Origin of the sequence: Mycolicibacter algericus DSM 45454, from assembly GCF_002086455.1 — a bacterium.
Lineage (GTDB): Bacteria > Actinomycetota > Actinomycetes > Mycobacteriales > Mycobacteriaceae > Mycobacterium > Mycobacterium algericum.
The window spans coordinates 50,398-72,791 of the sequence record NZ_MVHC01000018.1; the positions used below are offsets into that span (position 1 = coordinate 50,398).

General features: G+C 69.0%; 30 protein-coding genes and 3 tRNA genes. 19 read left to right on the forward strand and 14 right to left on the reverse strand.

Translation table 11 applies throughout. From position 1 onward, the window contains the following. Nucleotides 1–14: 14 nt before the first annotated feature. A complete protein-coding gene (locus BST10_RS15770) occupies nucleotides 15–1,373 on the reverse strand; it encodes a WS/DGAT/MGAT family O-acyltransferase (protein WP_083038888.1) in 1,359 nt (452 codons plus the stop codon). Between the two features lie 53 nt (nucleotides 1,374–1,426). Between BST10_RS15770 and BST10_RS15775 the strand changes: the two genes are divergently transcribed. The 3 genes from BST10_RS15775 to BST10_RS23865 are packed head-to-tail and all read left to right on the forward strand — an operon-like array spanning nucleotide 1,427 to nucleotide 4,238. After that, nucleotides 1,427–2,158 carry an Rv3717 family N-acetylmuramoyl-L-alanine amidase gene (locus BST10_RS15775; RefSeq protein WP_013830951.1) on the forward strand — a complete coding sequence of 244 codons (732 nt, stop codon included), beginning with the start codon at nucleotides 1,427–1,429 and terminating at the stop codon, nucleotides 2,156–2,158. Further along, nucleotides 2,158–3,621 carry a neutral zinc metallopeptidase gene (locus tag BST10_RS15780; RefSeq protein ID WP_083038891.1) on the forward strand — a complete coding sequence of 488 codons (1,464 nt, stop codon included), beginning with the start codon at nucleotides 2,158–2,160 and terminating at the stop codon, nucleotides 3,619–3,621. The genes BST10_RS15775 and BST10_RS15780 overlap by 1 nt, the downstream gene beginning before the upstream one ends. Further along, complete coding sequence (locus BST10_RS23865; protein ID WP_235673652.1) at nucleotides 3,618–4,238, forward strand: DUF4333 domain-containing protein; 621 nt, start codon at nucleotides 3,618–3,620, stop codon at nucleotides 4,236–4,238. Before BST10_RS15780 ends, BST10_RS23865 begins: the two co-directional genes overlap by 4 nt. Before the next feature lie 80 nt (nucleotides 4,239–4,318). Here BST10_RS23865 and BST10_RS15790 read toward each other — a convergent pair. From BST10_RS15790 to BST10_RS15800, 3 genes are all read right to left on the reverse strand, one after another. Then, nucleotides 4,319–4,409: transfer RNA gene (locus BST10_RS15790), tRNA-Ser, on the reverse strand. Nucleotides 4,410–4,438: 29 nt separating this feature from the next. Further along, on the reverse strand, nucleotides 4,439–4,906 hold the full coding sequence (locus tag BST10_RS15795) for a nucleoside deaminase (protein WP_013830954.1): 468 nt from the start codon (nucleotides 4,904–4,906) through the stop codon (nucleotides 4,439–4,441). Then, the gene (locus BST10_RS15800) at nucleotides 4,903–5,424 is read right to left on the reverse strand and encodes a tRNA adenosine deaminase-associated protein (RefSeq protein WP_083038895.1); all 522 of its coding nucleotides are present in this window, start codon (nucleotides 5,422–5,424) and stop codon (nucleotides 4,903–4,905) included. The genes BST10_RS15795 and BST10_RS15800 overlap by 4 nt, the downstream gene beginning before the upstream one ends. An 84-nt stretch (nucleotides 5,425–5,508) precedes the next feature. On the opposite strand from BST10_RS15800, the gene BST10_RS15805 reads away from it, so the two are divergent. Beyond that, complete coding sequence (locus BST10_RS15805) at nucleotides 5,509–6,450, forward strand: prephenate dehydrogenase (RefSeq protein WP_235673752.1); 942 nt, start codon at nucleotides 5,509–5,511, stop codon at nucleotides 6,448–6,450. On the opposite strand, the gene BST10_RS15810 is transcribed toward BST10_RS15805, so the two are convergent. Next, nucleotides 6,416–7,006, reverse strand: coding sequence for a putative glycolipid-binding domain-containing protein (locus tag BST10_RS15810; RefSeq protein ID WP_013830957.1), 591 nt, complete (start codon nucleotides 7,004–7,006; stop codon nucleotides 6,416–6,418). The genes BST10_RS15805 and BST10_RS15810 overlap by 35 nt on opposite strands. Nucleotides 7,007–7,109: 103 nt before the next feature. On the opposite strand from BST10_RS15810, the gene BST10_RS15815 reads away from it, so the two are divergent. Further along, nucleotides 7,110–7,439, forward strand: coding sequence for a LapA family protein (locus BST10_RS15815; RefSeq protein ID WP_083038899.1), 330 nt, complete (start codon nucleotides 7,110–7,112; stop codon nucleotides 7,437–7,439). Between the two features lie 7 nt (nucleotides 7,440–7,446). Here the strand turns inward: BST10_RS15815 and BST10_RS15820 are convergent, their stop codons facing one another. From BST10_RS15820 to BST10_RS15830, 5 genes are all read right to left on the reverse strand, one after another. Beyond that, complete coding sequence (locus tag BST10_RS15820) at nucleotides 7,447–8,088, reverse strand: histidine phosphatase family protein (RefSeq protein ID WP_083038901.1); 642 nt, start codon at nucleotides 8,086–8,088, stop codon at nucleotides 7,447–7,449. Between the two features lie 61 nt (nucleotides 8,089–8,149). Next, the gene (locus BST10_RS24195; protein ID WP_272953209.1) at nucleotides 8,150–8,284 is read right to left on the reverse strand and encodes a hypothetical protein; all 135 of its coding nucleotides are present in this window, start codon (nucleotides 8,282–8,284) and stop codon (nucleotides 8,150–8,152) included. A 5-nt stretch (nucleotides 8,285–8,289) separates the two neighbouring features. Next, on the reverse strand, nucleotides 8,290–8,454 hold the full coding sequence (locus tag BST10_RS23330) for a hypothetical protein (protein ID WP_013830961.1): 165 nt from the start codon (nucleotides 8,452–8,454) through the stop codon (nucleotides 8,290–8,292). A gap of 131 nt (nucleotides 8,455–8,585) precedes the next feature. Beyond that, nucleotides 8,586–10,106, reverse strand: coding sequence for a sensor histidine kinase (locus BST10_RS15825; protein WP_013830962.1), 1,521 nt, complete (start codon nucleotides 10,104–10,106; stop codon nucleotides 8,586–8,588). Next, on the reverse strand, nucleotides 10,084–10,788 hold the full coding sequence (locus BST10_RS15830) for a response regulator transcription factor (RefSeq protein ID WP_041319080.1): 705 nt from the start codon (nucleotides 10,786–10,788) through the stop codon (nucleotides 10,084–10,086). The genes BST10_RS15825 and BST10_RS15830 overlap by 23 nt, the downstream gene beginning before the upstream one ends. Nucleotides 10,789–10,903: 115 nt before the next feature. Between BST10_RS15830 and BST10_RS15835 the strand changes: the two genes are divergently transcribed. The 7 genes from BST10_RS15835 to BST10_RS15865 all read left to right on the forward strand — a co-directional run bounded on the left by BST10_RS15835 (nucleotide 10,904) and on the right by BST10_RS15865 (nucleotide 16,158). Further along, on the forward strand, nucleotides 10,904–11,248 hold the full coding sequence (locus BST10_RS15835) for a nuclear transport factor 2 family protein (RefSeq protein ID WP_083038903.1): 345 nt from the start codon (nucleotides 10,904–10,906) through the stop codon (nucleotides 11,246–11,248). 7 nt (nucleotides 11,249–11,255) lie between these two features. Next, nucleotides 11,256–12,281: a phosphotransferase family protein gene (locus tag BST10_RS15840; RefSeq protein WP_083038905.1), complete on the forward strand. Its 1,026-nt coding sequence runs from the start codon at nucleotides 11,256–11,258 to the stop codon at nucleotides 12,279–12,281. Then, complete coding sequence (locus BST10_RS15845) at nucleotides 12,278–13,516, forward strand: amidohydrolase (protein ID WP_083038907.1); 1,239 nt, start codon at nucleotides 12,278–12,280, stop codon at nucleotides 13,514–13,516. The genes BST10_RS15840 and BST10_RS15845 overlap by 4 nt, the downstream gene beginning before the upstream one ends. A 77-nt stretch (nucleotides 13,517–13,593) precedes the next feature. Further along, nucleotides 13,594–13,902, forward strand: coding sequence for a hypothetical protein (locus tag BST10_RS15850; protein WP_013830967.1), 309 nt, complete (start codon nucleotides 13,594–13,596; stop codon nucleotides 13,900–13,902). Between the two features lie 28 nt (nucleotides 13,903–13,930). Then, complete coding sequence (locus tag BST10_RS15855; RefSeq protein ID WP_013830968.1) at nucleotides 13,931–14,686, forward strand: hypothetical protein; 756 nt, start codon at nucleotides 13,931–13,933, stop codon at nucleotides 14,684–14,686. Nucleotides 14,687–14,692: 6 nt separating this feature from the next. Next, nucleotides 14,693–15,433 (forward strand): hypothetical protein, encoded by a 741-nt coding sequence (locus tag BST10_RS15860; protein ID WP_013830969.1) that lies wholly within the window; start codon nucleotides 14,693–14,695, stop codon nucleotides 15,431–15,433. Further along, entirely contained in the window at nucleotides 15,430–16,158 is a 729-nt protein-coding gene (locus BST10_RS15865; protein WP_083038910.1) for a hypothetical protein, read from the forward strand. The genes BST10_RS15860 and BST10_RS15865 overlap by 4 nt, the downstream gene beginning before the upstream one ends. 92 nt (nucleotides 16,159–16,250) lie before the next feature. Here BST10_RS15865 and BST10_RS15870 read toward each other — a convergent pair. Continuing rightward, nucleotides 16,251–16,323, reverse strand: a tRNA-Arg gene (locus tag BST10_RS15870). A 34-nt stretch (nucleotides 16,324–16,357) separates the two neighbouring features. Continuing rightward, nucleotides 16,358–16,449: transfer RNA gene (locus BST10_RS15875), tRNA-Ser, on the reverse strand. Between the two features lie 77 nt (nucleotides 16,450–16,526). Between BST10_RS15875 and hisC the strand changes: the two genes are divergently transcribed. Genes hisC through BST10_RS15895 form a run of 4 tightly spaced genes read left to right on the forward strand, consistent with a single transcriptional unit; the run spans nucleotide 16,527 to nucleotide 18,708 of the window. Beyond that, the gene (hisC, locus tag BST10_RS15880) at nucleotides 16,527–17,573 is read left to right on the forward strand and encodes a histidinol-phosphate transaminase (RefSeq protein WP_083038951.1); all 1,047 of its coding nucleotides are present in this window, start codon (nucleotides 16,527–16,529) and stop codon (nucleotides 17,571–17,573) included. 11 nt (nucleotides 17,574–17,584) lie between these two features. Continuing rightward, nucleotides 17,585–17,998, forward strand: a complete 414-nt coding sequence (locus BST10_RS15885; RefSeq protein ID WP_083038912.1) for an SRPBCC family protein — start codon at nucleotides 17,585–17,587, stop codon at nucleotides 17,996–17,998. A gap of 11 nt (nucleotides 17,999–18,009) precedes the next feature. After that, a complete protein-coding gene (locus tag BST10_RS15890; protein WP_013830973.1) occupies nucleotides 18,010–18,477 on the forward strand; it encodes a DUF4334 domain-containing protein in 468 nt (155 codons plus the stop codon). Between the two features lie 42 nt (nucleotides 18,478–18,519). Beyond that, on the forward strand, nucleotides 18,520–18,708 hold the full coding sequence (locus tag BST10_RS15895) for a hypothetical protein (RefSeq protein ID WP_083038914.1): 189 nt from the start codon (nucleotides 18,520–18,522) through the stop codon (nucleotides 18,706–18,708). A 24-nt stretch (nucleotides 18,709–18,732) separates the two neighbouring features. On the opposite strand, the gene BST10_RS15900 is transcribed toward BST10_RS15895, so the two are convergent. Beyond that, the gene (locus BST10_RS15900) at nucleotides 18,733–19,716 is read right to left on the reverse strand and encodes a TerC family protein (protein WP_083038916.1); all 984 of its coding nucleotides are present in this window, start codon (nucleotides 19,714–19,716) and stop codon (nucleotides 18,733–18,735) included. Between the two features lie 56 nt (nucleotides 19,717–19,772). Then, a complete protein-coding gene (locus tag BST10_RS15905) occupies nucleotides 19,773–20,348 on the reverse strand; it encodes a TIGR03086 family metal-binding protein (protein ID WP_083038918.1) in 576 nt (191 codons plus the stop codon). 22 nt (nucleotides 20,349–20,370) lie between these two features. Here BST10_RS15905 and BST10_RS15910 point away from each other — a divergent pair, with 22 nt between their 5' ends. From BST10_RS15910 to BST10_RS15920, 3 genes are read left to right on the forward strand one after another with little or no spacing between them, the layout of a single operon-like run. Beyond that, on the forward strand, nucleotides 20,371–21,195 hold the full coding sequence (locus tag BST10_RS15910; RefSeq protein ID WP_083038919.1) for a crotonase/enoyl-CoA hydratase family protein: 825 nt from the start codon (nucleotides 20,371–20,373) through the stop codon (nucleotides 21,193–21,195). After that, the gene (locus BST10_RS15915) at nucleotides 21,195–21,518 is read left to right on the forward strand and encodes a DMT family transporter (protein WP_083038954.1); all 324 of its coding nucleotides are present in this window, start codon (nucleotides 21,195–21,197) and stop codon (nucleotides 21,516–21,518) included. Before BST10_RS15910 ends, BST10_RS15915 begins: the two co-directional genes overlap by 1 nt. Continuing rightward, on the forward strand, nucleotides 21,515–22,393 hold the full coding sequence (locus tag BST10_RS15920; protein ID WP_083038921.1) for an acyl-CoA thioesterase: 879 nt from the start codon (nucleotides 21,515–21,517) through the stop codon (nucleotides 22,391–22,393). The genes BST10_RS15915 and BST10_RS15920 overlap by 4 nt, the downstream gene beginning before the upstream one ends. The last annotated feature ends 1 nt before the right edge of the window (nucleotide 22,394 follow it).

Below are 22,394 nucleotides of genomic sequence, written 5' to 3' on the forward strand. Positions count from 1 at the left end.
CGACTGGCCACGCCTCACACACCCACAGCGCGTTCCAGGTCTTCCAGCGAGGCGTCGAGGTGGCCGAGCAGGCGCTGCAGGTGCGGCACCGAGCGGCGGCAGCCGACCAGGCCGAAGTCGAGGTTGCCGGCGTTGCTGACCACGGTCATGTTCAGCGCCTGGCCGTCCAGGGCGATCGACAGCGGATAGTTGCCGTCCAGGCGGGCGCCCCGCCAGTACATCGGTTCGGCCGGACCGGGCACGTTGGAGATGACGATGTTGAACGGCGGCGGCGCCGTCGAGACGAAGCCGGGGATGGCCGCCAACGCCAGCGGCGCCATGTTGGCCGCCGACAGTGCCAGCGCCTGCGTGCGCGGCAGCTCGCTGAACACCTTCTTGTTGCGGCGCATCGATTCGCTGATGGTGGCCAGTCGTTCCGCGGGGTCGGCCAGATCGGTGGCCAGATTGCACAAAATAGTGCCGACCATGTTGCCGCCGGAATCGGCGTCGGCTTCGGTACGAAGGCTCACCGGAACCATCGCCACCAACGGATGCTCCGGCAGTGCCTGCCGTTCGTCGAGGTAAGCCCGCAGCGCCCCGGCGCACATCGCCAGCACCACATCGTTGACGGTCACCCCGGCGGCCCGTTTGATCGCAACGACGCGCTCCACCGGCCAGGACTGTGCCGCGCACCGGCGGGCGCCGCCGATCTTGACGTTGAACATGGTGCGCGGGGCTTCGAACGGCAGCGTGAGCTGCTGCTCGAACAGTGCGGCACGCACCAGATTCACCGTCGACGGACCCAGCGCCGCAACGCCTTTGACCATCCCGGTCAGCTCACGAAGCCGGGACGGAGCATCGGGGCGCGGCCGCGACGGCGGCCGCATCGACCACGGGGTGCGCAGTTCGGCCTCTCGCGGATCGGCCGACAGCGTGCGGCGCAGCAGCCGCAACAGCGACACCCCGTCGATCAAGCTGTGGTGGATCTTGACGTAGACCGCGAACCGGCCGTCATTGAGGCCCTCCACCAGGTGCGCCTCCCACAGCGGCCGGTGCCGGTCGAGCAGGCTGCCGTGCAGCAGCGACGTCAACTCCAGCAGGTCACGCACCCGGCCGGGAACCGGCAGCGCCGACCGACGCACGTGGTACTCGATGTCGACCTCGTCATCGAAGGCCCACCCGACGTTCGCGATCCCCCCGAGCAGCGTCGCCGGTCGTTTACGGAAGGCCGGCTGGAGATCGCGGGCGCCCAGCAGCCCCTGATAGATCTCGCCGACGAATTCCGGGCCGGCGCCCTCCGGCGGCTCGAAGAGCATCAGGCCACCGACATGCATGGGATGCTCGCGGCTTTCGGCCAGCAAGAAGACCGAATCGGTCGGTGACATCAGCTGCATCGATCCATTACACCGCGACCGGCCGGCGGGCGCTTGCTTGCTAGTCTTTTCGGGTGCGTCGCCCGACCATCGTCTGCGTCGGCTTCACCGCGTGCTTGGTGGCGGCCGGCGTCGGTGCGCCCGCTGCTCCCGCGGACCCCGATGTCACCGGTAAGACGGTGTTTCTGGATCCCGGGCACGCCGGCGCCAACGACTCGTCGATCGCCCGGCAGGTCCCTAACGGACGCGGCGGCACCAAGCCGTGCCAGACCAGCGGGACGGCCGCCGACGACGGCTATCCCGAGCACAGCCTGAACTGGGATGTGACCAACCGGATCCGTGCCGCCCTCGACGGGATGGGCGTGCGCACCGAACTCTCGCGTGCCGACGACGCCTCGCCCGCCCCATGCATTGACGCGCGGGCCGCCACGGCCAACGCCGCACACCCGGACGCCATCGTGTCCATCCATGCCGACGGTGGGCCGGCCTCGGGCCGCGGGTTTCACGTCAACTACTCCAGCCCGCCGCTCAACGACGCCCAGTCCGGCCCGGCGGTGCGGTTGGCCGGTGACATCCGGGACTCGCTGTCGGCCGCGGGCATCCCCACCTCCAGCTACTTGGGCGCCGACGGCCTCTACGGTCGGGCCGATCTGGCCGGGCTGAACCTGGCCGAATATCCGGCGGTGCTGGTCGAACTGGGCAACATGCGCAACGCCGACGACGCGGCCCTGCTGGGCAGCGCCGACGGGCGGGCACGGTACGCCGCTGCCGTCACCAACGGGATCGTCGCCTTCCTCAGCGGGTGATGATGTCGAGTCAGCGCCCCGGCCGTTTCGCCAGAACGCTTTTCGGCGTGGCCTGCGTGATGCTGGCATTGACCGGCTGCGCGGACACCACGCCCACGGTGGTGACCGGCCGCGCGGTGTCGATGCTGTACAACCCCGGGCGGGTCGGCGGATTACCGACCGCCGAGGGACCCAGTGGCCCGCGCGGCGACGTCCCGCCGGTCACCGCCAGGGTGGGCAACAGCGACGGCGGCGAGATCGACCGACTGTCGCTGTTCGCGATCGACGACATCGAGGAGTTCTGGACGCAGCACTACGCCGACTCCCTTCGCGGACGCTTCGAGCCGGTGTCGACGTTGATGTCGTATGCCTCCACCGACCCGAACAGCCCGCAGGTGTGCGGCGGCGACGTCTACCATCTGCCGAACGCGATGTACTGCCGACGGGCCGACACCATGGCCTGGGATCGGGCCAAGTTCATGCCGGCCGCCCGAAAGTACTTCGGCGACATGGCCATCAACGGGACGCTCGCCCACGAATACGGTCACGCCCTGCAGGCCATGGCCCACATCGTGAACCCGCTGACCCGAACCCTGGTGCGCGAACAGCAGGCCGACTGCTTCGCCGGGGTGTACCTGCAGTGGGTGGCCGCCGGCAAGTCGTCGCGCGCGACGTTGAGCACCGGCGACGGCCTCAATCACGTGCTGGCCGGACTGATCGTGATCCGCGATCCGGTTTCGACGCTGGACAATCCGGTGTCGATCTCCGACGAGCACGGCACCGCGCTGGATCGAGTCGGCGCCTTCCAGACCGGCTTCGACGGCGGCGCCGAGATGTGCGCCGCGATCGACATGGATGAGATCCGCAAGCGCCGCGGGAATCTGCCGCACGCGCTGTTCGATTCGGAGAACCCGCAGAGCGATCTGACCATCGACGAACACGTGCTGTCGACCCTGATGGAGCAATTGGGCCAGATCTTCGCGTTGTCCCGCCCGCCCGCGCTGGCGACGACCGGTAAATGCCCGAGCGGGCATGAGCCCGACCCGGTGGCCTACTGCCCGGAGTCCAATACCGTCGTCGTGGATCTGGCCGGATTGCAGGAGATGAGCGCACCCACCGACCAGTCGACACTGAGTCTGCCGCAGGGCGACAACACCGGGTTGTCAGCCGTCACGTCGCGGTATGCGCTTGCGGTGCAACGCGAACGCGAGGTCGGTTTGGAGTCGGCGGCCGCGGCGTTGCGGACGGCGTGCCTGACCGGGGTGGCCCAGCGCCGGATGGCCGAGCCGATGAGGTTGCCGTCGGGCCCGGGTCTGACGCTGGCCGGCGGCGACCTCGATGAGGCGATCACCGGTCTGCTGATGAACGGCGTGGTTGCCAGCGACGTCGACGACAACACCGTGCCGGCCGGGTTCACTCGGATCCTGGCGTTTCGCTCCGGGCTGCACGGCGACGTCGACGGCTGTTTCGAGCGGTTCCGGTGAACCGCCGGCCCGACCCGCCCGAACCCCCGGAGCGGCGCACCACGCCGATACCCCGTCGGCCGCAGCGTCCAGCGCCGCCACCCCCGCGCCGGCCGGCGCAGCCGCCCGGCCAGCAGCCCTGGTATCTGGAGTTCCGCCGTCCCCCGGCGCAGCCGCCGCGGGTTCCATCGCCGGCCCGGCCGCCGCGGCAGCCCGCCCCCGGCTCGCGCCCGCCGATACCGCCCACGTCGACCTCGCCGCCGCCTTCGCGGTCGTCGCCGAAAAAGGCTGAGCCGCACCAGCCGTCGAATCGGATGCTGTTGACCGCGGCGGCCGTCACCGGGACGCTGGTGCTGGCCGTGCTGGTGACGCTGGTGCTGCGCGGTGTCGCCGACTCCGGGCCGGTCGAACTCGATGTCGGCCACGCCCAAGACGGTGTCTGGCGGGTGCTCACCGATCCGATCAACGGCTACGGGCGCGACGACGTGACCGACGTCCGCTGCAACAACGGCGTCAATCCCAGGGTGCGCAAGGGCAGCAGTTTCACCTGCACGGTCATCGTCAACGGCGTCCAGCGCCAGGTGCTGGCGGAGTTCGCCGACGACGCAGGGACCTACGAGGTCGACCGGCCGCGGTGACGTTCGGCGTCCAGTGTGCGGTTTCGCACGCTGACCCCGAGGATCTGGCGCGAAACCGCACACTCGGCGCGCGTTTCACATGGCGGTGGCGGTGGGATTTGAACCCACGGACGGGGGTTACCCGTCACACGCTTTCGAGGCGTGCTCCTTAGGCCGCTCGGACACGCCACCGCGGGACAGCCTACCGAACGACGGTCCCATCAGCCCAATCGCTGCCGGGCGAAGAACGCCTCCAGTGGTGCGGCGCACTCGGCCGCCAGCACGCCGCCGCGCACTTCCGGGCGGTGGTTGAGGCGGCGGTCGCGCACCACGTCCCACAGTGAGCCGACCGCACCGGTCTTGGGTTCGAAGGCCCCGAACACCAGCCGCGCCACCCGGGCGGCCACCAGCGCTCCCGCGCACATGGTGCACGGCTCCAGGGTGACGGCCAGCGTGGCGCCGGTCAGCCGCCAGCCGTCGCCCAGCACCGCGGCGGCCTCTCGGATCGCCAGCAGTTCGGCGTGGGCGGTCGGGTCCCCGAGGGCTTCGCGGGCGTTGGCCGCCCGGGCCAGCACGATGCCGTCGGGACCGACGACCACCGCGCCCACCGGGACGTCGCGGGGACCGGCCTGTCCGGCAGCCGCCAATGCCGCGCGGATCAGGTCCTCATCTGCGGCCGGGCCGGTCACCGACCGCGTCGCGGCAGCGCCGCGGTGAGCTGCTCGTCGAAGCCCATCTCGCTGGCGATCCGGTGCAGTTGCTCGTCGACGGCCAGATCGGATTCGTCGAGGATGACGCCGAGCACCGCGGCGGGCAGCCCGACGTCGGACAGCAGGCCCAGATCGCCCTCTTCGAACGGGTCGGCATCCTCCAGGTCGTCGGCGTCGATGTCGGCGTCGAGCTCCTCAAGCACCTCGTCGGCGATGTCATAGTCGAGTGCGGCCGTGGCATCCGACAGCAGCAACCGGGTGCCCGCCGGGCCGGGCCGGATGATCACGAAGAACTCGTCGTCGACGTTGAGGAGTCCGAAAACCGCTCCGGCGCTGCGTAGTTCACGCAGCTCCGTCTCCGCCTTGGTGAGGCTGGTCAACGCCACCGCACGCATCGACGTGCAACGCCACTTGCCGTCTTCGCGCACAACAGCGACACCGAAGCCGTCCAGCGTGTCCGCCGGCCGGCCCTGTGTGGACGCGCCCTGTGCTCCCATGGCCGCCAACGGTAGTCGCCGTTCACGCCCTTGACCAGCGTGTGCCAACCTGGAGAGGTGGTGGCAAGTGCAGTGAAAACACCGGTGTGCGTATTGGGGCTGGGCCTGATCGGCGGCTCGGTGCTGCGCGCCGCCGCGGCCGCCGGCCGGGAGGCGTTCGGTTACAACCGGTCGGCCGATGGGATGAACGCCGCGATCGCCGACGGCTTCGACGCCACCACCGAGCTGGAGACGGCGCTGACCCGGGCGGCGGAATCCGGCGCGCTGATCGTGCTCGCCGTCCCGGTGCCGGCGCTGCCGGCGCTGCTCGACCACATCCGTCGGCTCGCACCTGAGTGCCCGCTGACCGACGTCACCAGCGTCAAGGCGTCGGTGCTCGACGCCGTCACCGCCGCCGGGCTAGCCGACCGCTTCGTCGGCGGACACCCGATGGCAGGCACCGCCCACTCGGGCTGGCCGGCCGGGCACGCCGGGTTGTTCGAGGGCGCGCCGTGGGTGATCAGTGTCGACGACCACGTCGACCCGGCGGTGTTCTCGACGGTGCTCGACCTGATCCTGGACTGCGGCTCGATCGCGGTGCCGGCCCGCTCCGAAGAGCACGACGCGGCGGCGGCAGCGATCTCACACCTGCCGCACCTGCTGGCCGAGGCGCTGGCGGTCACCGCCGCCGACGTGCCGCTGGCGTTCGCGCTGGCGGCGGGATCGTTCCGGGACGGCACCCGGGTCGCCGGGACGGCCCCGGAGCTGGTGCGGGCGATGTGCGAGGCGAACTGGCTGCACCTGCTGCCGGCGCTGGACCGGGTCATCGAACTGCTGGGGGACGCGCGGGATTCGCTGTCCGCCGCGGACTCGGTGGCCGAGCTGGTCAACCATGGCCATGCCGCCAGGACCCGCTACGACAACTTCCCGCGCCACGAGATCGTCACCGTCGTCGTCGGAGCGAACGACTGGCGCCGGGAGCTGGCCGCGGCGGGCCGGGCCGGCGGGATGATCAGATCCGCGCTGCCAACCCTGGATAGTCGATGACAAACCCGTCATCGTCGACGGTGACGGTGGTGCCGTCGCGGTCGGTGCCCGGGGTCAGGACCGTGATACCGGCCTCGGTGCTGCGGTAACTGGCCTCGGCCGCGACCACCGACATCTCCGGAAGCCACAGATAGACCGTCGGGAGCGCCACGGCGGCCGCCCGCTCATGCAGCCGGGCCCGCCGGATCGGCAAGGTGTTGAAGAACGGGCTGAACACCACGTCGATGTCCAACGCCCCGTCGTAGGCGGCGCGTGACTGCCCGCGGGAGTCGGTGATCAGCCACATGTTCTCTTCATCGCGGGCGATCACCAGCTGGCGGTCACGTTCGGCCACCGTGACGGTGAGTCCCAGCCGTTTGGTGGCTCCGGACTCGTCGGTCGCCAGGTCGTAGTAGGCGCTGAACGCCGGGTGGGCGTCGGTGGCGCCCGCCACGATCCGGCCGTTGGCCTTGATGCGGTTACCGGACAACTGCACCCGCACCGATTCCATGCGTGGGGCGTCGGGCGCCCGCCAGGTCAGGATCGCCGGCCACGAGCCGGACGGGGCTGCGCTCACCGGACCACCGTAAGCGACCGACCGGCGAACCGCAGCCCCTCCCTGCCTGCCGAAAACTGACGAGAACTCGTCATAACCGGTTCAGAACCGGCAAGATGGCACCATGAGCAGCGACCACTCCGTGCCAGTCGACCCGCCGCATGGCGAACCCGGCGCACCGCAGTCCCCGGCTGCGATGCCGTTCACCCGCGCCGGTGCGCTGTGGAGCGCGCTGATCGCCGGCTTCCTGGTTCTGATCGTGCTGTTGGTGTTCGTCACCCAGAACACCGATCCAGTCGACCTGCGATTCCTGGCGTGGCAGTGGAGTCTGCCGCTGGGGGTGGCGATCCTGCTGGCGGCGGTCTGCGGCGGACTGGTCACCGCGCTGGCCGGCACGGCACGCATCTTCCAGCTGCGGCGCGCCGCCAAGAAGACGCTCGCCGCCCGGCGGTAGCCGGAGGCTAACCCGTTGCTTCGGCGGCGTCGTTGCCGGGCAGCCGGGATTGGTTGCGCGGCAGCAGGTCCCAAACATGCTCGGTGCCGTTGGTCGATGCCACTGCGGCCTGCCCGGACCGCGAATACAACAGCCGGGTCACCGACACGTAGTCGATCGGGAACGACAGCAGCCGCGCGGTGCCCAGGATCTGGTGCAGCACCACGTTGATCACGCCGCCGTGGCTGAACACCGCCACGGTGTCGTCGGCGTCGGCGGCGGCCACCACGTCGGTGACAGCGGCGGCCACCCGGGCACAGAACGCGCTCTCGTCGACGTCGCCGGGTAGGTGCCCCTGCGACATCTGGGCCCAGTCCTGCGGGCGCTCGGTGCGCAACTGCTCGATGGGCAGATAGCCGGCCATGTCCCGGTCGTACTCGGCGAACCGCTCGTCGATGTCGACGGCCATGGCGCGCCGACGGGCCAGCGGTTCGGCGGTCTGCACGGCCCGGCGCTGCGGGCTGCTGACCAGTCGGGTGATCGGGTAGCGCGCCAGCGCATCGGGCAGGCGCAGCGCCTGTTCGAGTCCGGTATCGGACAGCTCGGGGTCCGACCCCTGGCCGTATTCGCTGCGCAACGGGAGCGCGTGACGGATAAGCAGCAATTGCACGCTGCCATCCTAGGCGGCGCCGGTCGCGAGTCGCCGGCGTCGCGAGGGCGTCCGGATGCGTCTAGAGGCGCCGTTTGAACGGGTTCAGCGCGTCAAGCAACCGGCCCCACCAGGAGCGAGGGGCGACCCGATCCTGGGTTTCCTGCGCCTCCTGGGCGTAATCCCGAATGGATTCGTCGCCTTCTTCCGCGCGCACGGGTCTCACTCCTCCGGTGGGTCTTCGGGCACCAGCCGCTCCGGTGTTTCTTCGGGGGCCAGGCGTTCGGGCGGGTCCGCGGGCACCAGCCGTTCCGGCGGGTCCTCGGGCACCCGCCGGTGCGGTGGCTCTTTCGGCGTTCCCGGTTCGGGGGGCAGCTCGGGATTCATCTGCGTCGCCTACCCGCCGTTGCCGGGAGACAAACCCCGGCGAGCGTGCGTGGTTCCGGCCTCGGCACGGAGTGTCGCGCCGGGGACGCGCACGCTCGGGCAAGAAGGTGGGGAGCCCGGGCAAGAAGGGGCTACAGCGGGAGTCGGACGGTGAACTCGGTGTGGCCGGGTCTGCTGGTCACCGCGATGGTCCCGCGATGCGCGCGGACCACCGCCGAGGCGATCGCCAGCCCGAGCCCGGTGCTGCCGCCCTTGCGGGACCGGGAGGTGTCACCCCGGGCGAACCGTTCAAAGATCTCCGGCTGGAATTCCGCCGGAATGCCCGGGCCGTCGTCGGTCACGCACAGCACCGCCTCGGCGCCGTCGACACCGAGTCGGGTGGTCACCACGGTCCCGGCGCCGGTGTGCACCCGGGCGTTGGTGAGCAGGTTGGTCAGCACCTGGTGCAGCCGGGCGGCGTCGCCGGGCACCGTGACCGGCTCGTCGGGCAGGTCGAGTTCCCACTGGTGATCCGGGCCGCCGACGTGGGCGTCGCTGACCGCGTCGACCGCCAGCCGCGACAGGTCCACCGGCTCATGCTCGAGCGGCCGCCCGGAATCCAGTCGGGCCAGCAGCAGCAGATCCTCGACCAGCTGCGTCATCCGCTGGGTCTCGGATTGCACCCGGCTCAGGGCGTGCGCCAACGATTCGGAGTCGACGCCGTCGGCCACCGGGATCCGTTGCGCCAACTCGGTGTAACCGCGGATCGCGGTCAGCGGGGTGCGCAGCTCATGGCTGGCATCCGCGACGAACTGGCGCACCCTGGTCTCGCTGGCCTGCCGGTTCGCCAACGCGGCGGCGATGTGGTCGAGCATCCGGTTGACCGCGGCGCCCAGTTGGCCGACCTCGGTGCGCGGGTTGGTGTCGGACTCGGCGACCCGCACCGGCAGCGTCGCCTCCCCGCGGTCCAACGGCAGGTCGGCGACTTCGCCGGCGGTCTGCGCGACGCGGCGCAGCGGGGCCAGCGCCCGCCGGGTGACGACACTGCCGGCCGTGGCCGCGGCGGCCACCGCGACCAGGGTGACCAACCCGAAGATCAGCAGCACCCGCACCATGGTGGCGTTCACGGCCGCCAGCGGCAGCCCGATGATGATCGTCTCCCCACCGTGCCGGGCGTTCGTCGCCACCAACCGGTAGCGGCCGACACCGTCGAGCCGCCGGGTGACCGGCGCGGGCTCAGCGACAATGCCGGCCAATTGCGTTGTTGCCGAAGCACTCAGCTCCTCACGCAAACCGGAGGTGCTGAGACAGCCGGCGTCGGCGATCCGGTCCTCACCGTCCACCGAGTCGACCACCGCGCCGACCATGCCGACCGGCTGGCCGGGAGCGTCGAGGAAGTCCGGCCCCGGTCCCGGCCGCGGCCGATGGCGGGGTCGGTGCCCGGGCGGTGCCGGCGGCTGACCGTGCAGCCGCGCCGACCGGCGCGCGGCGTCAGACAGTTGATGGTCGAGTTGGCTGACCAGGTACTGATAAAGCGCCAACTCGGTCACGGCGCCGATGCCGAGGCAGGCCACGGTGAGCAGCGCGACCTGGCCGGCGAGCAGTCGCGCCCGCAGCGACCAACTGCGGCGGGTGCCGGCGCGCAGCGATTCAGACGGCCGGCTTGAGGACATACCCGGCGCCGCGCAGCGTGTGGATCATCGGCTCTCGACCGTTGTCGATCTTCTTGCGCAGATAGGAGATGTAGAGCTCGACGATGTTGGCCCGGCCGCCGAAATCGTAGTCCCACACCCGATCGAGGATCTGCGCCTTGGATAGCACCCGCCTGGCGTTGTGCATCAGGTAGCGCAGCAGCTCGAATTCGGTGGACGTCAAGGTGATCGGGTCCCCGCCGCGCGTCACCTCGTGGGAGTCCTCGTCGAGAACCAGGTCGCCGACCACGATCTGCGCCCCGGCCTCGGCGGTGCTGACCCCGGTGCGCCGCAGCAGCGCCCGCAACCGCAACACCACCTCTTCGATGCTGAACGGCTTGGTGACGTAGTCGTCGCCGCCGGCGGTCAGCCCGGCGATGCGGTCCTCCAGCGCGTCCTTGGCGGTCAGGAACAGCACCGGCAACCGCGGGTTGATCTCCCGCAGTTTGCGCAGTACGTCCAGCCCGCTCATGTCCGGCAGCATCACGTCGAGCACCACCACGTCGGGGCGTTCGGCTTTGGCCGCGGCAATCGCCGAGGCGCCGTCGCCCGCGGTCGCGGTGGTCCAGCCCTCGTAGCGCAGTGCCATCGACACCATCTCGGCCAGCACCGTCTCGTCGTCCACCACCAGCACGGTGATGGGCTTGCCGTCGGCGCGCGCCATCACGACACGTTCCACCGATCCCCGTGGCGCAGTCATCGCGTTCCAGTATGTCGCCGGCGATGGGTCTTCCCTGTATCGACACTATGGCGGCGCTGTGAACCGATATCGTCGGTGCATGGCCCGCACCCCGCAGGAGATCTTCGACCACCACCTCCACGCACTGATCGCCCGCGACGTCGACGACTTGCTGATCGACTACACCGACGACTCGGTGCTGATCACCGCCGCCGGCATCGCAACAGGCCTCGACGGCATCAGGGCGGCGTTCAGCCAGCTCTCGGATGCGCTGGCCGCCGCGGTGTTCGACATCAAGTCGAAGACCTACCACGACGAGATCCTGCTGCTGGAATGGACGCTGGACTCGCCGGGGTTCCAGGTCGACGGCGTGGACACCTTCGTGTTCGGCGACGACTCGATCCGGGTGCAGACCATCTCCCAGCTGGTACGCCCCAAGGGCTGAACACCGCATGGATCTGGAACCGGTAGCGCAGTGGATGTCCGACCGGCAGCTCGGCGAAGGCCCGCTGTCCGACGTCACCGAACTGTCCGGCGGCACCCAGAACGTGATGCTGCGTTTCACCCGCTCGGGCCGCAGCTATGTGCTGCGACGCGGGCCGCTGCATCTGCGGCCGCGCAGCAATGACGTGATGCTGCGGGAGACCCGGGTGCTGGCCGCGCTGGCCGACACCGACGTACCCCACCCGGGATTGATCGCGGTCTGCGATGACCCTGCAGTGCTCGGAGACGCGGTGTTCTACCTGATGGAGCCGATCGACGGGTTCAACGCCAGCGGTGAGCTGCCCGAGTTGCATGCCAACGACCCCGCGGTGCGCTACGAGATGGGCCTCTCGATGGCCGACGCGCTGGCCAAGCTCGGTGCGGTCGACCATGTCGCGGTGGGGCTGGCCGACTACGGAAAGCCGGACGGCTTCCTGGAACGCCAAGTGCCGCGGTGGCTTTCCGAGCTGGACTCCTACCGGCAGTTCGAGAACTACCCCGGGCCCGAGCTGCCCGGCCTGGACGAGGTCGCCGGCTGGTTGCAGCGCAACGTGCCGGCGTCGTGGCAGCCCGGCATCCTGCACGGCGACTACCACGCGGCCAACGTGCTGTTCTCCCCCACCGGGCCGCAGGTCGCGGCGATCGTGGACTGGGAGATGTCGACCATCGGGGATCCGCTGCTGGACCTGGGCTGGCTGCTGGCCACCTGGCGCCAGGACGACGGATCCAGCGTGTTCAGCCACACCCTGACCGGGATGGACGGCCTGGCCTCCACCGACGATCTGGTGCAGCGGTACGCCAAGGGCAGCTCCCGCGACCTGTCGCACATCGGCTGGTATGAGGTGATGGCGAGCTTCAAGCTGGCCATCGTGATCGAGGGAACACTGGCGCGGGCGTCGGCGGGCATGGCCCAGCAGGACGTCGGTGACCAACTGCACGAGGCCGCGGTGTGGCTGTTCGAGCGGGCGCAGACCCTGATAGCGAGCAAGACATGACCGGTCACCTCGACGAGATCGACCGGATCGTTGCGGCCGACACCTTCCGACTGGTCGACATCTTCAAGGATCTGCACCGCAACCCCGAGTTGGGCTTCGAAGAGGTGCGCACCGCGCGGATCGTCGCGCAGGCGCTGGGCAACCTCGGATTCACGGTGACCACCGGCATCGGCCGCACCGGTGTGGTGGCCGTGTTGGCCAACGGCCCGGGCCCGGTGGTGATGTATCGAGCGGACATGGACGCGCTGCGGGTGCCGGAGGCCACTGGCCTGGACTACGCCAGCAGCGACCCCTCGCTGGGGCACATGTGCGGCCACGACGCGCATGTGACCTGGATGCTGGGAATGGCCAAGGTGCTCGCCGAGACCACCGCTTCGTGGTCGGGAACCGCGGTGCTGATCGGTCAGCCGGCCGAAGAGCTGATCGCCGGGGCCCGGGCCATGGTCGACGACGGCCTCTACGACGTGGCCCCGCCCCCGGACTCCTTCATCGCCATGCACACCGTGCCGGTCCCGGTGGGCATGGTGGCCGCCGCGGCCGGTGAGCGGATGGCCGGCACCGACCAGCTCGAGATCGTGTTCCACGGCGTCGGCGGACACGGGTCGCTGCCGCAACTGGCCAAGGACCCGGTGCTGATGGCCGCCCAGGCCGTCGTGCAGTTCCAGGGCATCATCAGCCGCAGCATCGCCCCGAGCGAGGGCGCCGTGCTCACCGTGGGCTCGGTACAGGCCGGCACCACCTATAACGTCATCCCGGACCAGGCCCGGCTGTTGGCCAACCTGCGCTGGTACAACCCGGAGGTCCGCGAGCAACTGCTCGCCGGGATCCGAGCGATCAGCGAGGGCATCGCCCACAGCTTCGGCTTGTCCGATGCGCTGATGCCCGTCATCACCATGGGCGGCGGTTCCACCCCGCTGGTCAACGACGCGGATCTGACCGGGCGGCTGGCCGCCACCCTGCGCGATGCGCTCGGGGAGCACAACGTCATCACCGAGCTGCCCGCGGTCTCGGCATCGGAAGACTGCCACCTGCTCAAGGGGCCGCACCGCGACGTGCCGCTGGCCTATTTGATGGTGGGTGTCGCCGATCCGCAGGTGTATGCCGAGGCAGCCGCCCGCGGTCAGCTGTTCCCCTACACACCACACTCGCCCGACTACGTCGTCGACCTCGCCGCGATCCCGTTGGGCGCCCGGATCGCGAGCCGAGCGATGCTCGAGCTACTGGCGACCGGTTAGGTTTAGAGACTGTTTCCATACTTCCGTTATGATCAAATGGTTGTGCAGTCTACGAATCCGAGCTAAGGTTTATTGCTGTGGACGATCGTCACAAAGACCCAACCGTGGTACTGCCCTACCTTGTCGGCAGGCCGCTTGGCGCGACCGAGGTCTACGAGGCATTCGGTTACCGCAAGTCGGCCTATTACAAGGCGGCGCATGAGGGCCGGCTGATCAGTGCCGACAATCTGATCCGGGTTGCCAGGTACTTCGGGTTGAACCCCGTTGACCTGCAGGTCCGGTTCGGATTGATCGAGCATGATGCCGTCACCGAATATCTGGAATCGTCGTCACGGCCGCTGCGCCTCGGTGATCTCAAAGCGGATCTGGACAAACCGCCGGTCTAAGCGGACTCACGGGAAGTACCGTCGACGCATGACGTCGGCCTTCATCGGTGCCACCGTGCTGGTGGCGCTCTACAGCCTGTGGGTGCGCCGCGAAACCTGGTGGTCGCGCTGGGAGATCGGCATCACGCTGGCGATCGCGCTGGAGGTCTGCGCATTGGTGCTGATGTCACCGTGGGCGTCCGCAGTGCTGGGGCCGACGATGCACAGCGTCACCCGGATATGGAACGTCCAGCAGTTGGTCGGTCACATCTGCTTCATCGTGGCGATCGCGGCCAACATCTATCACGTCCTGCCCCGGCTGGCGGATTTCGGCCGGGTCCGGCCGCTGTTCCGCCGACACGTGCAATGGCCCGTGCGGCTCGGTCTGGTGGCGTTGGTGGCGGTTTTCATCACCGCCGACGCCGATTACCGCCCGGACGGTCTGTCGACCGGCAACGACACCGGCGCCTGGGCCGAGATCTACTGGCTGCTGTTCTGCGGAATGCTGATCTACCTCTCCGGCTACGCGACACGGCTGCTGCTGCTGGTGCGATCCGATCCCCGGGCCCGGGAGACCGTGGAGCTCTACACCGCCTCGGCGGCGTTTGCGCTGGCCGGCCTGGTGGCACAGTTGAGCACCACCTGGACCAACGCCGATGCCAGCCAACTGGTCTGGCCGTGCGCATGCATCTCCGTGGTCATCTTCGCCTACGGCTCTGCCCGCTCGTGGCAGGCAAAGGCGGCGTGGTTCGCCGCCCGCACTCGACCGGTCAAGGAGCCCAACCCGCCGCCAGCGCTTTCCTGAGAGCGTGTGATGACGTCGGGATTCATCGCCGCCACGTTGGCGCTCATCGCTTACAGCTCTTGGATACGCCGCGATACCTGGTGGTCGCGGTGGGAGGTCGCCGCCTCGCTCGCGCTGGTGCTGGAAGGTGCTGCACTGCTGTTGATGTCGCCGTGGGGCGCCCCCGTGTTCGGACCGCTGCTGTACCGCGTTCTGGGGGCGTGGAACGTCCAGCAGATGCTCGGCCACTTCTGCCTGATCGTGGCCGTCAGTGCGAACGTGTATCACATGCTGGTGCGACTCGCCGATCCCGATCAGGTGCGCTCGATCATGCGCCGCCACCTGATGCCGCCGGTACTGCTCGGCATCGGGTTGATGGCGCCTTCATACCTACTGGCCGACCAGGAGTACCACCCGGACATGTTCGCCGCCGCAAGCCGTGATCCCTGGCTGACCGTCTACAAACTGGTGGGCTGCGCCCTGGTGATCTACCTCAGTGGCTACGTCAGCCGGCTGATGCTGTTGCTGCGGAAGGATCCGCGGGCCAAGTCCACCATCGACCTCTACCTGGTGTCGATGACCTTCGCCACCGCGGCCTGTCTGATCGTGGTCGGTGCGGCATGGGGCGGCCGTGCCGATGCCGGTCCGGCGATCTGGGCCTGCATCTGCTTGTCGGTGGGAACCTTCGCGTTCGGGTCGGCGCGGTCGTGGCAGGCCAAAAGCGCATGGTTCACCTCGGGGGGCGGCACAGCGATCGGCGCGCAATGACGTCGGTGTTCATCGCCGCCACACTGGCGGTGATCCTGTACAGCCTGTGGGTTCGACGCGACACCTGGTGGTCTCGGTGGGAGGCCGCCGCCACCTTCGCCATCGCGACGGAGGGATGCGCACTGGTGTTGCTGTCGCCGTGGGCCGGCACCGAACTAGGGCCGCGGCTGTACCACTGGCTGGGGTTGTGGAACGTCCAGCACCTGCTCGGCAGCCTTGTCCTGATCGTGGCGGTGATCGCGAACATTTACCACATGATGGTGCGACTCGCCGATCCCGACCAGGTGCGACCGCTCATGCGTAAACACCTGCAGCTGCCGCTGGGGCTGGGTGTCGCGGTGCTGCTGGTCACCTTCGTCAAGCTCGAGCGGGGCCACGAGCCCGACATGTTCGCCAACCTGACCGGCAACGGCTGGTGGCTGACCGCCTACGAGGTGGCCGCGTGCTGGATCGTGCTCTACTTGAGCGGCTACGTCGGCCGGCTGATGCTGGCGCTACGGCACGATCCCCGCGCGAGGACCACGGTCAACCTGTACCTGGCATCGATGTCGCTCACGGTGCTGGCATGCCTGGTCGCGATCGTCTCGATCTGGGCCGGCGGCTATGCCGGGCCGGCGATCTGGGGCTGCATCTGCCTGTCGGTGATGATCTTCGCCTACGGGCTGGCGCGATCCTGGCAGGCCAAGACCGCCTGGTTCTCGCCGGGCGCCTCCGCAGCGGGGTGATCGGGTGGTGCTCGCTGGGTTGAGTCTGCGCTCAGGGCGGCGGCTACCCGCACTTTCTCGCCGTAGCCGCAGCGTCAACGGAAGAAAATGAGTGCGCCCGAAGGGATTCGAACCCCCAACCTTCTGATCCGTAGTCAGATGCTCTATCCGTTGAGCTACGGGCGCCTGTCTTCAATTGTCGGTCGAGCAAGCCCGGCCGTGGCGGAGGCGAGAGGATTTGAACCTCCGGTCCCCCGTTAAGGGGACAACTCATTAGCAGTGAGTCCCATTCGGCCGCTCTGGCACGCCTCCTCGAACTTGTCGAGGGTACCGGATCGATGCCCGAGCTTCGAAACCGCGGTTCATACCGCCCACATATGCTGTGGTCCGTGACCGTCCGCCTGCGCCCCGAGATCGCCGCACTGCCGGCATACGTCGAGGGCAAGACGGTACCGGGATCGATCAAGCTGGCCAGCAACGAGACGGTGCTGGAGCCGCTGCCCAGCGTGGTCAAGGCCGTCGAGGCCGCGCTGGCCGGCATCAACCGCTACCCGGACAACGGCTACGCGACGCTGCGGGCCCGGCTGGCCAGCCATGTCGGGTTCGCCCCCGAGCAGGTGGCGGCCGGCTGCGGGTCGGTGAGCCTGTGCCAGCAACTCATCCAGATCAGCTGCGGCGCCGGTGACGAGGTGATGTTCGGCTGGCGCAGCTTCGAGATCTACCCGCTGCAGGTGCGCACCGCCGGTGCCGTGCCGGTGCAGGTGCCGCTGCGTGATCACGCCTACGACCTGGACGCGATGCTGGCCGCCGTCACCGAGCGCACCCGGCTGATCTTCATCTGCAACCCGAACAACCCCACCTCCACCGTGGTCGACCCCGACGCGCTGGAGCGGTTCGTGGCCGCGGTGCCGCCGCACGTCCTGGTCGCCATCGACGAGGCGTACGTGGAGTACATCCGCGAGCCCATGACCCCCGACAGTCTGGGGTTGGCGCGCCGCTACCCGAATGTGGTTGTGCTGCGAACCTTTTCCAAAGCCTACGGGCTGGCGGGCCTGCGGCTGGGCTACGCGGTCGGCGATCCGGAGATCATCACCGCACTGGGCAAGGTCTATGTGCCGTTCACCGTGTCCAGCGTGGCGCAGGTCGCCGGGATCGCGTCGATGGACGCCGGTGACGAACTGCTGGCCCGTACCGACGCGGTGGTCGCCGAGCGGGCCCGAGTCGCCGCGGCGCTGCGTGACGCCGGGTTCGAGCTGCCGGATTCGCAGGCCAACTTCGTGTGGCTGCCGCTGGCGGCGCGCACCGCGGACTTCGTGGCCGCCGCCGCGGACGCCCGCATCGTGGTACGCCCCTACGGGCAGGACGGGGTCCGGGTGACCATCGGCGCGCCGGAGGAGAACGACGCGCTGTTACGGTTCGCTCAGGACTGGATCTGACGAGGAGTTCTATGCACGCAACCGCAACCGCCACCGTCGCCGCGCCCGCATCCCGGGTGTGGGAGGTGCTCTCCGACTACGAGGGCATGTCCTCCTGGGCTCCCGGTCTGAAGATCACCGTGGTCCGGCCCGGGGCCCCCGAGCCCAACGGCGTCGGCGCCCAGCGGCGCATCCAGGCGGTGCCCGGGATGGCGCCCCTGGTGGAGGAGATCACCGTGTTCGATCCCGACCACCGGCTGAGCTACCGGGGTGTGTCGGGCATCCCGTTCCGCAACTACGTCGGCGACGTGGTGCTGGCGCCGGCGGGTTCGGGCACCCAGATCAGCTACACCGTCAGCGCCGATAACCGGCTGCCCGGGGTGGCCTCGGTGTTGGCCAACGTTTTGCTGTTCGGTCTCAAGCGGGCCGTGAAAAAGGCCGGATGAGGAGTTAGACGATGAATGACGACCTGGCCCGGAAGACGTTCACCGCGTTCAAGGAGCGCACCGACACCATCGCGGATGCCGAGCTGGATGAGTTCTGGGCGGCACTGCCCCCGGCCACCCTCGATCAGCTGATCGGCGAGTGGCGCGGCGGCGAGTTCGTCACCGGCCACAAGATGAACGGGTTGCTGGAGAAGGCCCGCTGGTTCGGCAAGACGTTCAACTCGATCACCGACGTGCAGCCGCTGGTCTGCCTGGATGAGGACGGCAACAAGTTCTCCAACACCAAGCTCGGCAAGGGCGAGGCAAGCCTGTGGGCCGAGGAGTTCCGCGGCGAGGTGGTGGCCACCATGGTCTATGACGGCCAGCCCACCCACGACCACTTCAAGCGCGTCGACGACGACACCGTGTTCGGCATCATGAACGGCAAGGGCGTGCTCGATGACGGCCGCTACTTCTACTTCTACCTCGAGCGGGTCTAAGGCCACGATTGGTCGCCCCGGCGGGCGGGAACCCTCCGAGGCATGTCTACCTACCGAGTACTGAACCCGCACGGCGAGGTCGTGGGCACCAAGGACATCGCCAGCGCCGACGACGCGCACGCCTGGTTCGTCGACGTCAAGGCCGACAACACCGAACTGGGGTGGCGGATGGAGGTCGACCTCGACGGCCAGTGGCGGTTCTTCGACAGCACCGAAGGCGACCGCCCGTAAGCACCGCCTGCGCCGAGCAGGCCGTCAGCGGTGTAGCGCCAGTTCGCGATCGTCTTTCGCCGCGGTCTGGGGTTCGCTGCGGCGGCTGAGCAAAGACGCCACGACGGTGAGCGCGAGCACGCCGACAATCACCAGCAGCGACATTCCGGTACCGATCTCGGCGACGCCGACGCCATCTTGGTGCAGGGCGTGCAGTATCAGCTTCACGCCGATGAACCCGAGGATCGCCGAGAGTCCGTAGGACAGGTAGACGAGCCGATCGAGCAGGCCGTCGATGAGGAAATAAAGCTGCCGCAGGCCCAGCAGGGAAAACGCCGTCGCGGTGAACACGATGTAGGTGTTCCGCGTGAGTCCGAAGATCGCCGGGATCGAGTCCACGGCGAAGAGCACGTCGGTACCGGCGATGGCGATCATCACCAACAGCATCGGGGTCATCGCCCGCCGGCCGCCCACCGTCGTGACCAGCTTGTCGCCGTCGTAGTGCTCGCTGGTGTGAATCATTTTCTTCGCCAGCCGGATGACACCGTCATGGGCACGGTGGGGCTCGCCGCCGCGGGCCGTCCTGAACATATTGCGGGCCGTCAGCAACAGCGCGAAGCCGAAGAAGTAGAAGACCCAGGCGAAGGTGTCGATCAGCGCGGCGCCGAGAAAGATGAAGCCGGTCCGGGCGGCCAGCGCGAAGGCGATCCCGAACAGCAGCACCTTCTGCTGGTACTCGCGGGGCACCCGGAAGCTCGTCATGATGATCAAGAAGACGAACAGGTTGTCGACCGACAGCGCCTTCTCGGTCACGTAGCCGGCGAAGTACTCCGAACCCGCGTCCACTCCGCCGAAGATCAGCATGCCGAACCCGAACAGCACCGCCACGCCGACGTAGCCGGCGGACCAGCCGGCGGCTTCTCTGAGCGTCGGGATATGGGCCCGGCGGACGTGGAACACGTAGTCGAACGTGAGCAATCCGGCGAGGCCGACGATCGTCAGCCCCCATACCCAACCGGGAATGTCCATGTGTCAGCCACCCTAGGCGGCCTGGGCGAAGCCGGGTGGGCGTGCAGGTTGCGGGGTTATGACCGCCCGGTGAACGCGATCAGCCGCTGCAGGGCCGGTGCGGTGCCGGCGACCTCGACGGGCTGGTCGAATCCCGCCCTGACCCGGCCCTGTGGCGTGATGATCGCCTGCGCCAGGCCCAGCACGTACTCGGCCAGCGGCTCGGCCACCTGCACCGTGCGGCCGATCGCCGTCGCGTAGTCCCACGCGTGCACCAGGAATTCGACTGCCAGGATGCCTGCCACCATCGTCGCCGGGAGCTGGTTGGGGCCGATCGTGACGGTGCCGTCCAGGCCGCGGCCGTGCCAGGCGTCCAGCGCGGGCCGGGCCGCGGCGATGACCTGCCGTTCCGGCGACTCGGTGGCGTCGCGGTCGGGAACCTCCGCGCCCGCCGCGGCCCCGAGCATCGAAATGGAGCCCAGCAGATGCTCGGTCAACTGCGCGACGTCGAATTCCGAACACGGCGTCTGGTTGGACAATTGGTCGCTGCTGATGTGGTGCAGTACCTGCACCAGCACCGCCAGGGCGGCTTCGGCGCCGGCCAGCTCATCGGTGGGGGGCGCGTCGGGACCGGGTCGCAGATCGGAAGGCATGCGGTCAGGTTACGGTCTGGGTATGACCGAGTCGTATGAATCCCTCACCGTCGAGATCAAGGACCATGTCGCCCAGGTGACGCTGATCGGGCCGGGCAAGGGCAACGCGATGGGTCCGGCGTTCTGGGCGGAGCTGCCGGCGGTGTTCAGCCGGCTGGACGCCGACCGCGACGTGCGGGCGATCGTGTTGGCCGGGTCGGGCAAGAATTTCAGCTACGGGCTGGATCTGGCCGCGATGGGCGGGACGATGACGGGCATGATGGCCGACGGGCCGTCGGCCCGGCCGCGGGCGGACTTCCACCGCGAACTGCAGGGCATGCAGGGCTCGATCACCGCGGTCGCCGACTGCCGCACCCCGACGATCGCGGCGGTCCAAGGCTGGTGCATTGGCGGCGGGGTCGACCTGATCTCGGCGGTCGACATCCGCTACGCGTCGGCCGACGCCAAGTTCAGCGTGCGCGAGGTCAAGCTGGCCATCGTCGCCGACGTCGGGAGCCTGGCCCGGCTGCCGCTGATCTTGTCCGACGGGCATCTGCGGGAGCTGGCGTTGACCGGCAAGGACATCGACGCCGCGCGAGCCGAGAAGATCGGGCTGGTCAACGACGTGTATGCGGATGCCGAGGCGTGCCTGGCCGCCGCGCACGCCACCGCGGCCGAGATCGCCGCCAACCCGCCGCTGACCGTGGCCGGCGTCAAGGACGTGCTGGATCAGCAGCGCACCGACCGGGTGGCCGCCAGCCTGCGTTACGTGGCGGCGTGGAACTCGGCGTTTCTGGCGTCCAAGGACCTGATGGAGGGCATCGGCGCCATCATGGGCAAACGTAAGCCCGAGTTCACCGGCGAGTGATGGCCTGGCTGCTGCTGTTCGGGGCGATCGGGTTCGAGGTCGCCGGGACGCTGTCGTTGCGGGCTTCGGAGGGGTTCAGCCGGCTCGGGTGGGCCGTTCCGGTGGCGGGGGGCTACCTGCTGTCGTTTGCGCTGCTGGCCATGGTGTTGAAGCGGGGCATCCCGGTCGGCGTGGCCTACGGGGTGTGGTCGGGGGTCGGGGTGGCGGCCACGGCGGTGCTGGCTCGGTTTCTGTTCGATGACCCGTTCACCGCGGTGATGGCCGGCGGGGTGGCGCTGATCGGGGCCGGGGTGTTCCTGCTGGAATACGGAGCGCACGCATGACCTCCGAGCTGACCCACCGCCAGCCCGCGCTGGCCGACATCGTCGCCACGCTCGACGTCGACCGCATCGACGACGAGCACTTCCTGGCCACCCAACTCGACAACCCGCAGCATCACATCGTCGGCGGGCACATCGCCGGCCAGGCGCTGATGGCGGCAGCCCGCACCGCCCCGGGACGTGTGCCCCACAGCATGCACGCCTACTACGTGCGGGCAGGGGACGCCCGCCGCCCGGTCGACCTGCACGTGGAGGTGGCCCGCGACGGAGGCACGCTGTCGACCCGCCAGGTGACCGCCCGGCAGGACGGCCAGATCCTGCTGGAGGTGCTGTCCTCGTTCAGCGCCGACGTCGACGCGCCCTCGTATCAGCAGTCGATGCCGGACGTTCCCGATCCGGAGTCGCTGGCGCCGTCGCAGCAACAGCTGTCCGACTACGCCGGCGAGCTGGGCGGCTACTGGGTCCAGCCGCACCCTTTCGACCAGCGCTACATCGACCCACCGCCGCGGCTGGCCCTGGAACTTCCCGAGCCGTCACCGCGAATCCGGTTGTGGTGGAAGCCTTCCGAGCCGGTTTCGGCCGACCCAGCACTGCATAGCGCACTGCTGACCTACTTGTCGGGCACCAAGATGGTCGAGACCGCGGTGACCATGCGGCGGGCCACGGTAGCCAGCGCGTTCAACGCCTTGATCGATCATGCACTGTGGTTTCAGCGGCCCGTGGAGCTGTCCGATTGGGTGCTGTCCGACCAGTTCTCGCCCAGCGGCGTCGCCGGACGCGGGCTGGCAACCTCGACGATGTACAACCGGGCGGGACAGCTGGTCTGCGTTGCGACGCAGGAGCTGTACTTCGGCCGGGGCAAGGAGCAGCGGCGGTGAC

Bases quoted from the DNA above. Each gene is read 5' to 3' on its own strand.
- BST10_RS15770 (WP_083038888.1), bottom strand. From the start codon at position 1,373: ATGCAGCTGATGTCACCGACCGATTCGGTCTTCTTGCTGGCCGAAAGC.
- BST10_RS15780 (WP_083038891.1), top strand. From the start codon at position 2,158: ATGATGTCGAGTCAGCGCCCCGGCCGTTTCGCCAGAACGCTTTTCGGC.
- BST10_RS15800 (WP_083038895.1), bottom strand. From the start codon at position 5,424: ATGGGAGCACAGGGCGCGTCCACACAGGGCCGGCCGGCGGACACGCTG.
- BST10_RS15815 (WP_083038899.1), top strand. From the start codon at position 7,110: ATGAGCAGCGACCACTCCGTGCCAGTCGACCCGCCGCATGGCGAACCC.
- BST10_RS23330 (WP_013830961.1), bottom strand. From the start codon at position 8,454: ATGAATCCCGAGCTGCCCCCCGAACCGGGAACGCCGAAAGAGCCACCG.
- BST10_RS15825 (WP_013830962.1), bottom strand. From the start codon at position 10,106: ATGTCCTCAAGCCGGCCGTCTGAATCGCTGCGCGCCGGCACCCGCCGC.
- BST10_RS15830 (WP_041319080.1), bottom strand. From the start codon at position 10,788: ATGGCGCGCGCCGACGGCAAGCCCATCACCGTGCTGGTGGTGGACGAC.
- BST10_RS15835 (WP_083038903.1), top strand. From the start codon at position 10,904: ATGGCCCGCACCCCGCAGGAGATCTTCGACCACCACCTCCACGCACTG.
- BST10_RS15840 (WP_083038905.1), top strand. From the start codon at position 11,256: ATGGATCTGGAACCGGTAGCGCAGTGGATGTCCGACCGGCAGCTCGGC.
- BST10_RS15845 (WP_083038907.1), top strand. From the start codon at position 12,278: ATGACCGGTCACCTCGACGAGATCGACCGGATCGTTGCGGCCGACACC.
- BST10_RS15855 (WP_013830968.1), top strand. From the start codon at position 13,931: ATGACGTCGGCCTTCATCGGTGCCACCGTGCTGGTGGCGCTCTACAGC.
- BST10_RS15865 (WP_083038910.1), top strand. From the start codon at position 15,430: ATGACGTCGGTGTTCATCGCCGCCACACTGGCGGTGATCCTGTACAGC.
- BST10_RS15885 (WP_083038912.1), top strand. From the start codon at position 17,585: ATGCACGCAACCGCAACCGCCACCGTCGCCGCGCCCGCATCCCGGGTG.
- BST10_RS15890 (WP_013830973.1), top strand. From the start codon at position 18,010: ATGAATGACGACCTGGCCCGGAAGACGTTCACCGCGTTCAAGGAGCGC.
- BST10_RS15895 (WP_083038914.1), top strand. From the start codon at position 18,520: ATGTCTACCTACCGAGTACTGAACCCGCACGGCGAGGTCGTGGGCACC.
- BST10_RS15900 (WP_083038916.1), bottom strand. From the start codon at position 19,716: ATGGACATTCCCGGTTGGGTATGGGGGCTGACGATCGTCGGCCTCGCC.
- BST10_RS15905 (WP_083038918.1), bottom strand. From the start codon at position 20,348: ATGCCTTCCGATCTGCGACCCGGTCCCGACGCGCCCCCCACCGATGAG.
- BST10_RS15910 (WP_083038919.1), top strand. From the start codon at position 20,371: ATGACCGAGTCGTATGAATCCCTCACCGTCGAGATCAAGGACCATGTC.
- BST10_RS15915 (WP_083038954.1), top strand. From the start codon at position 21,195: ATGGCCTGGCTGCTGCTGTTCGGGGCGATCGGGTTCGAGGTCGCCGGG.
- BST10_RS15920 (WP_083038921.1), top strand. From the start codon at position 21,515: ATGACCTCCGAGCTGACCCACCGCCAGCCCGCGCTGGCCGACATCGTC.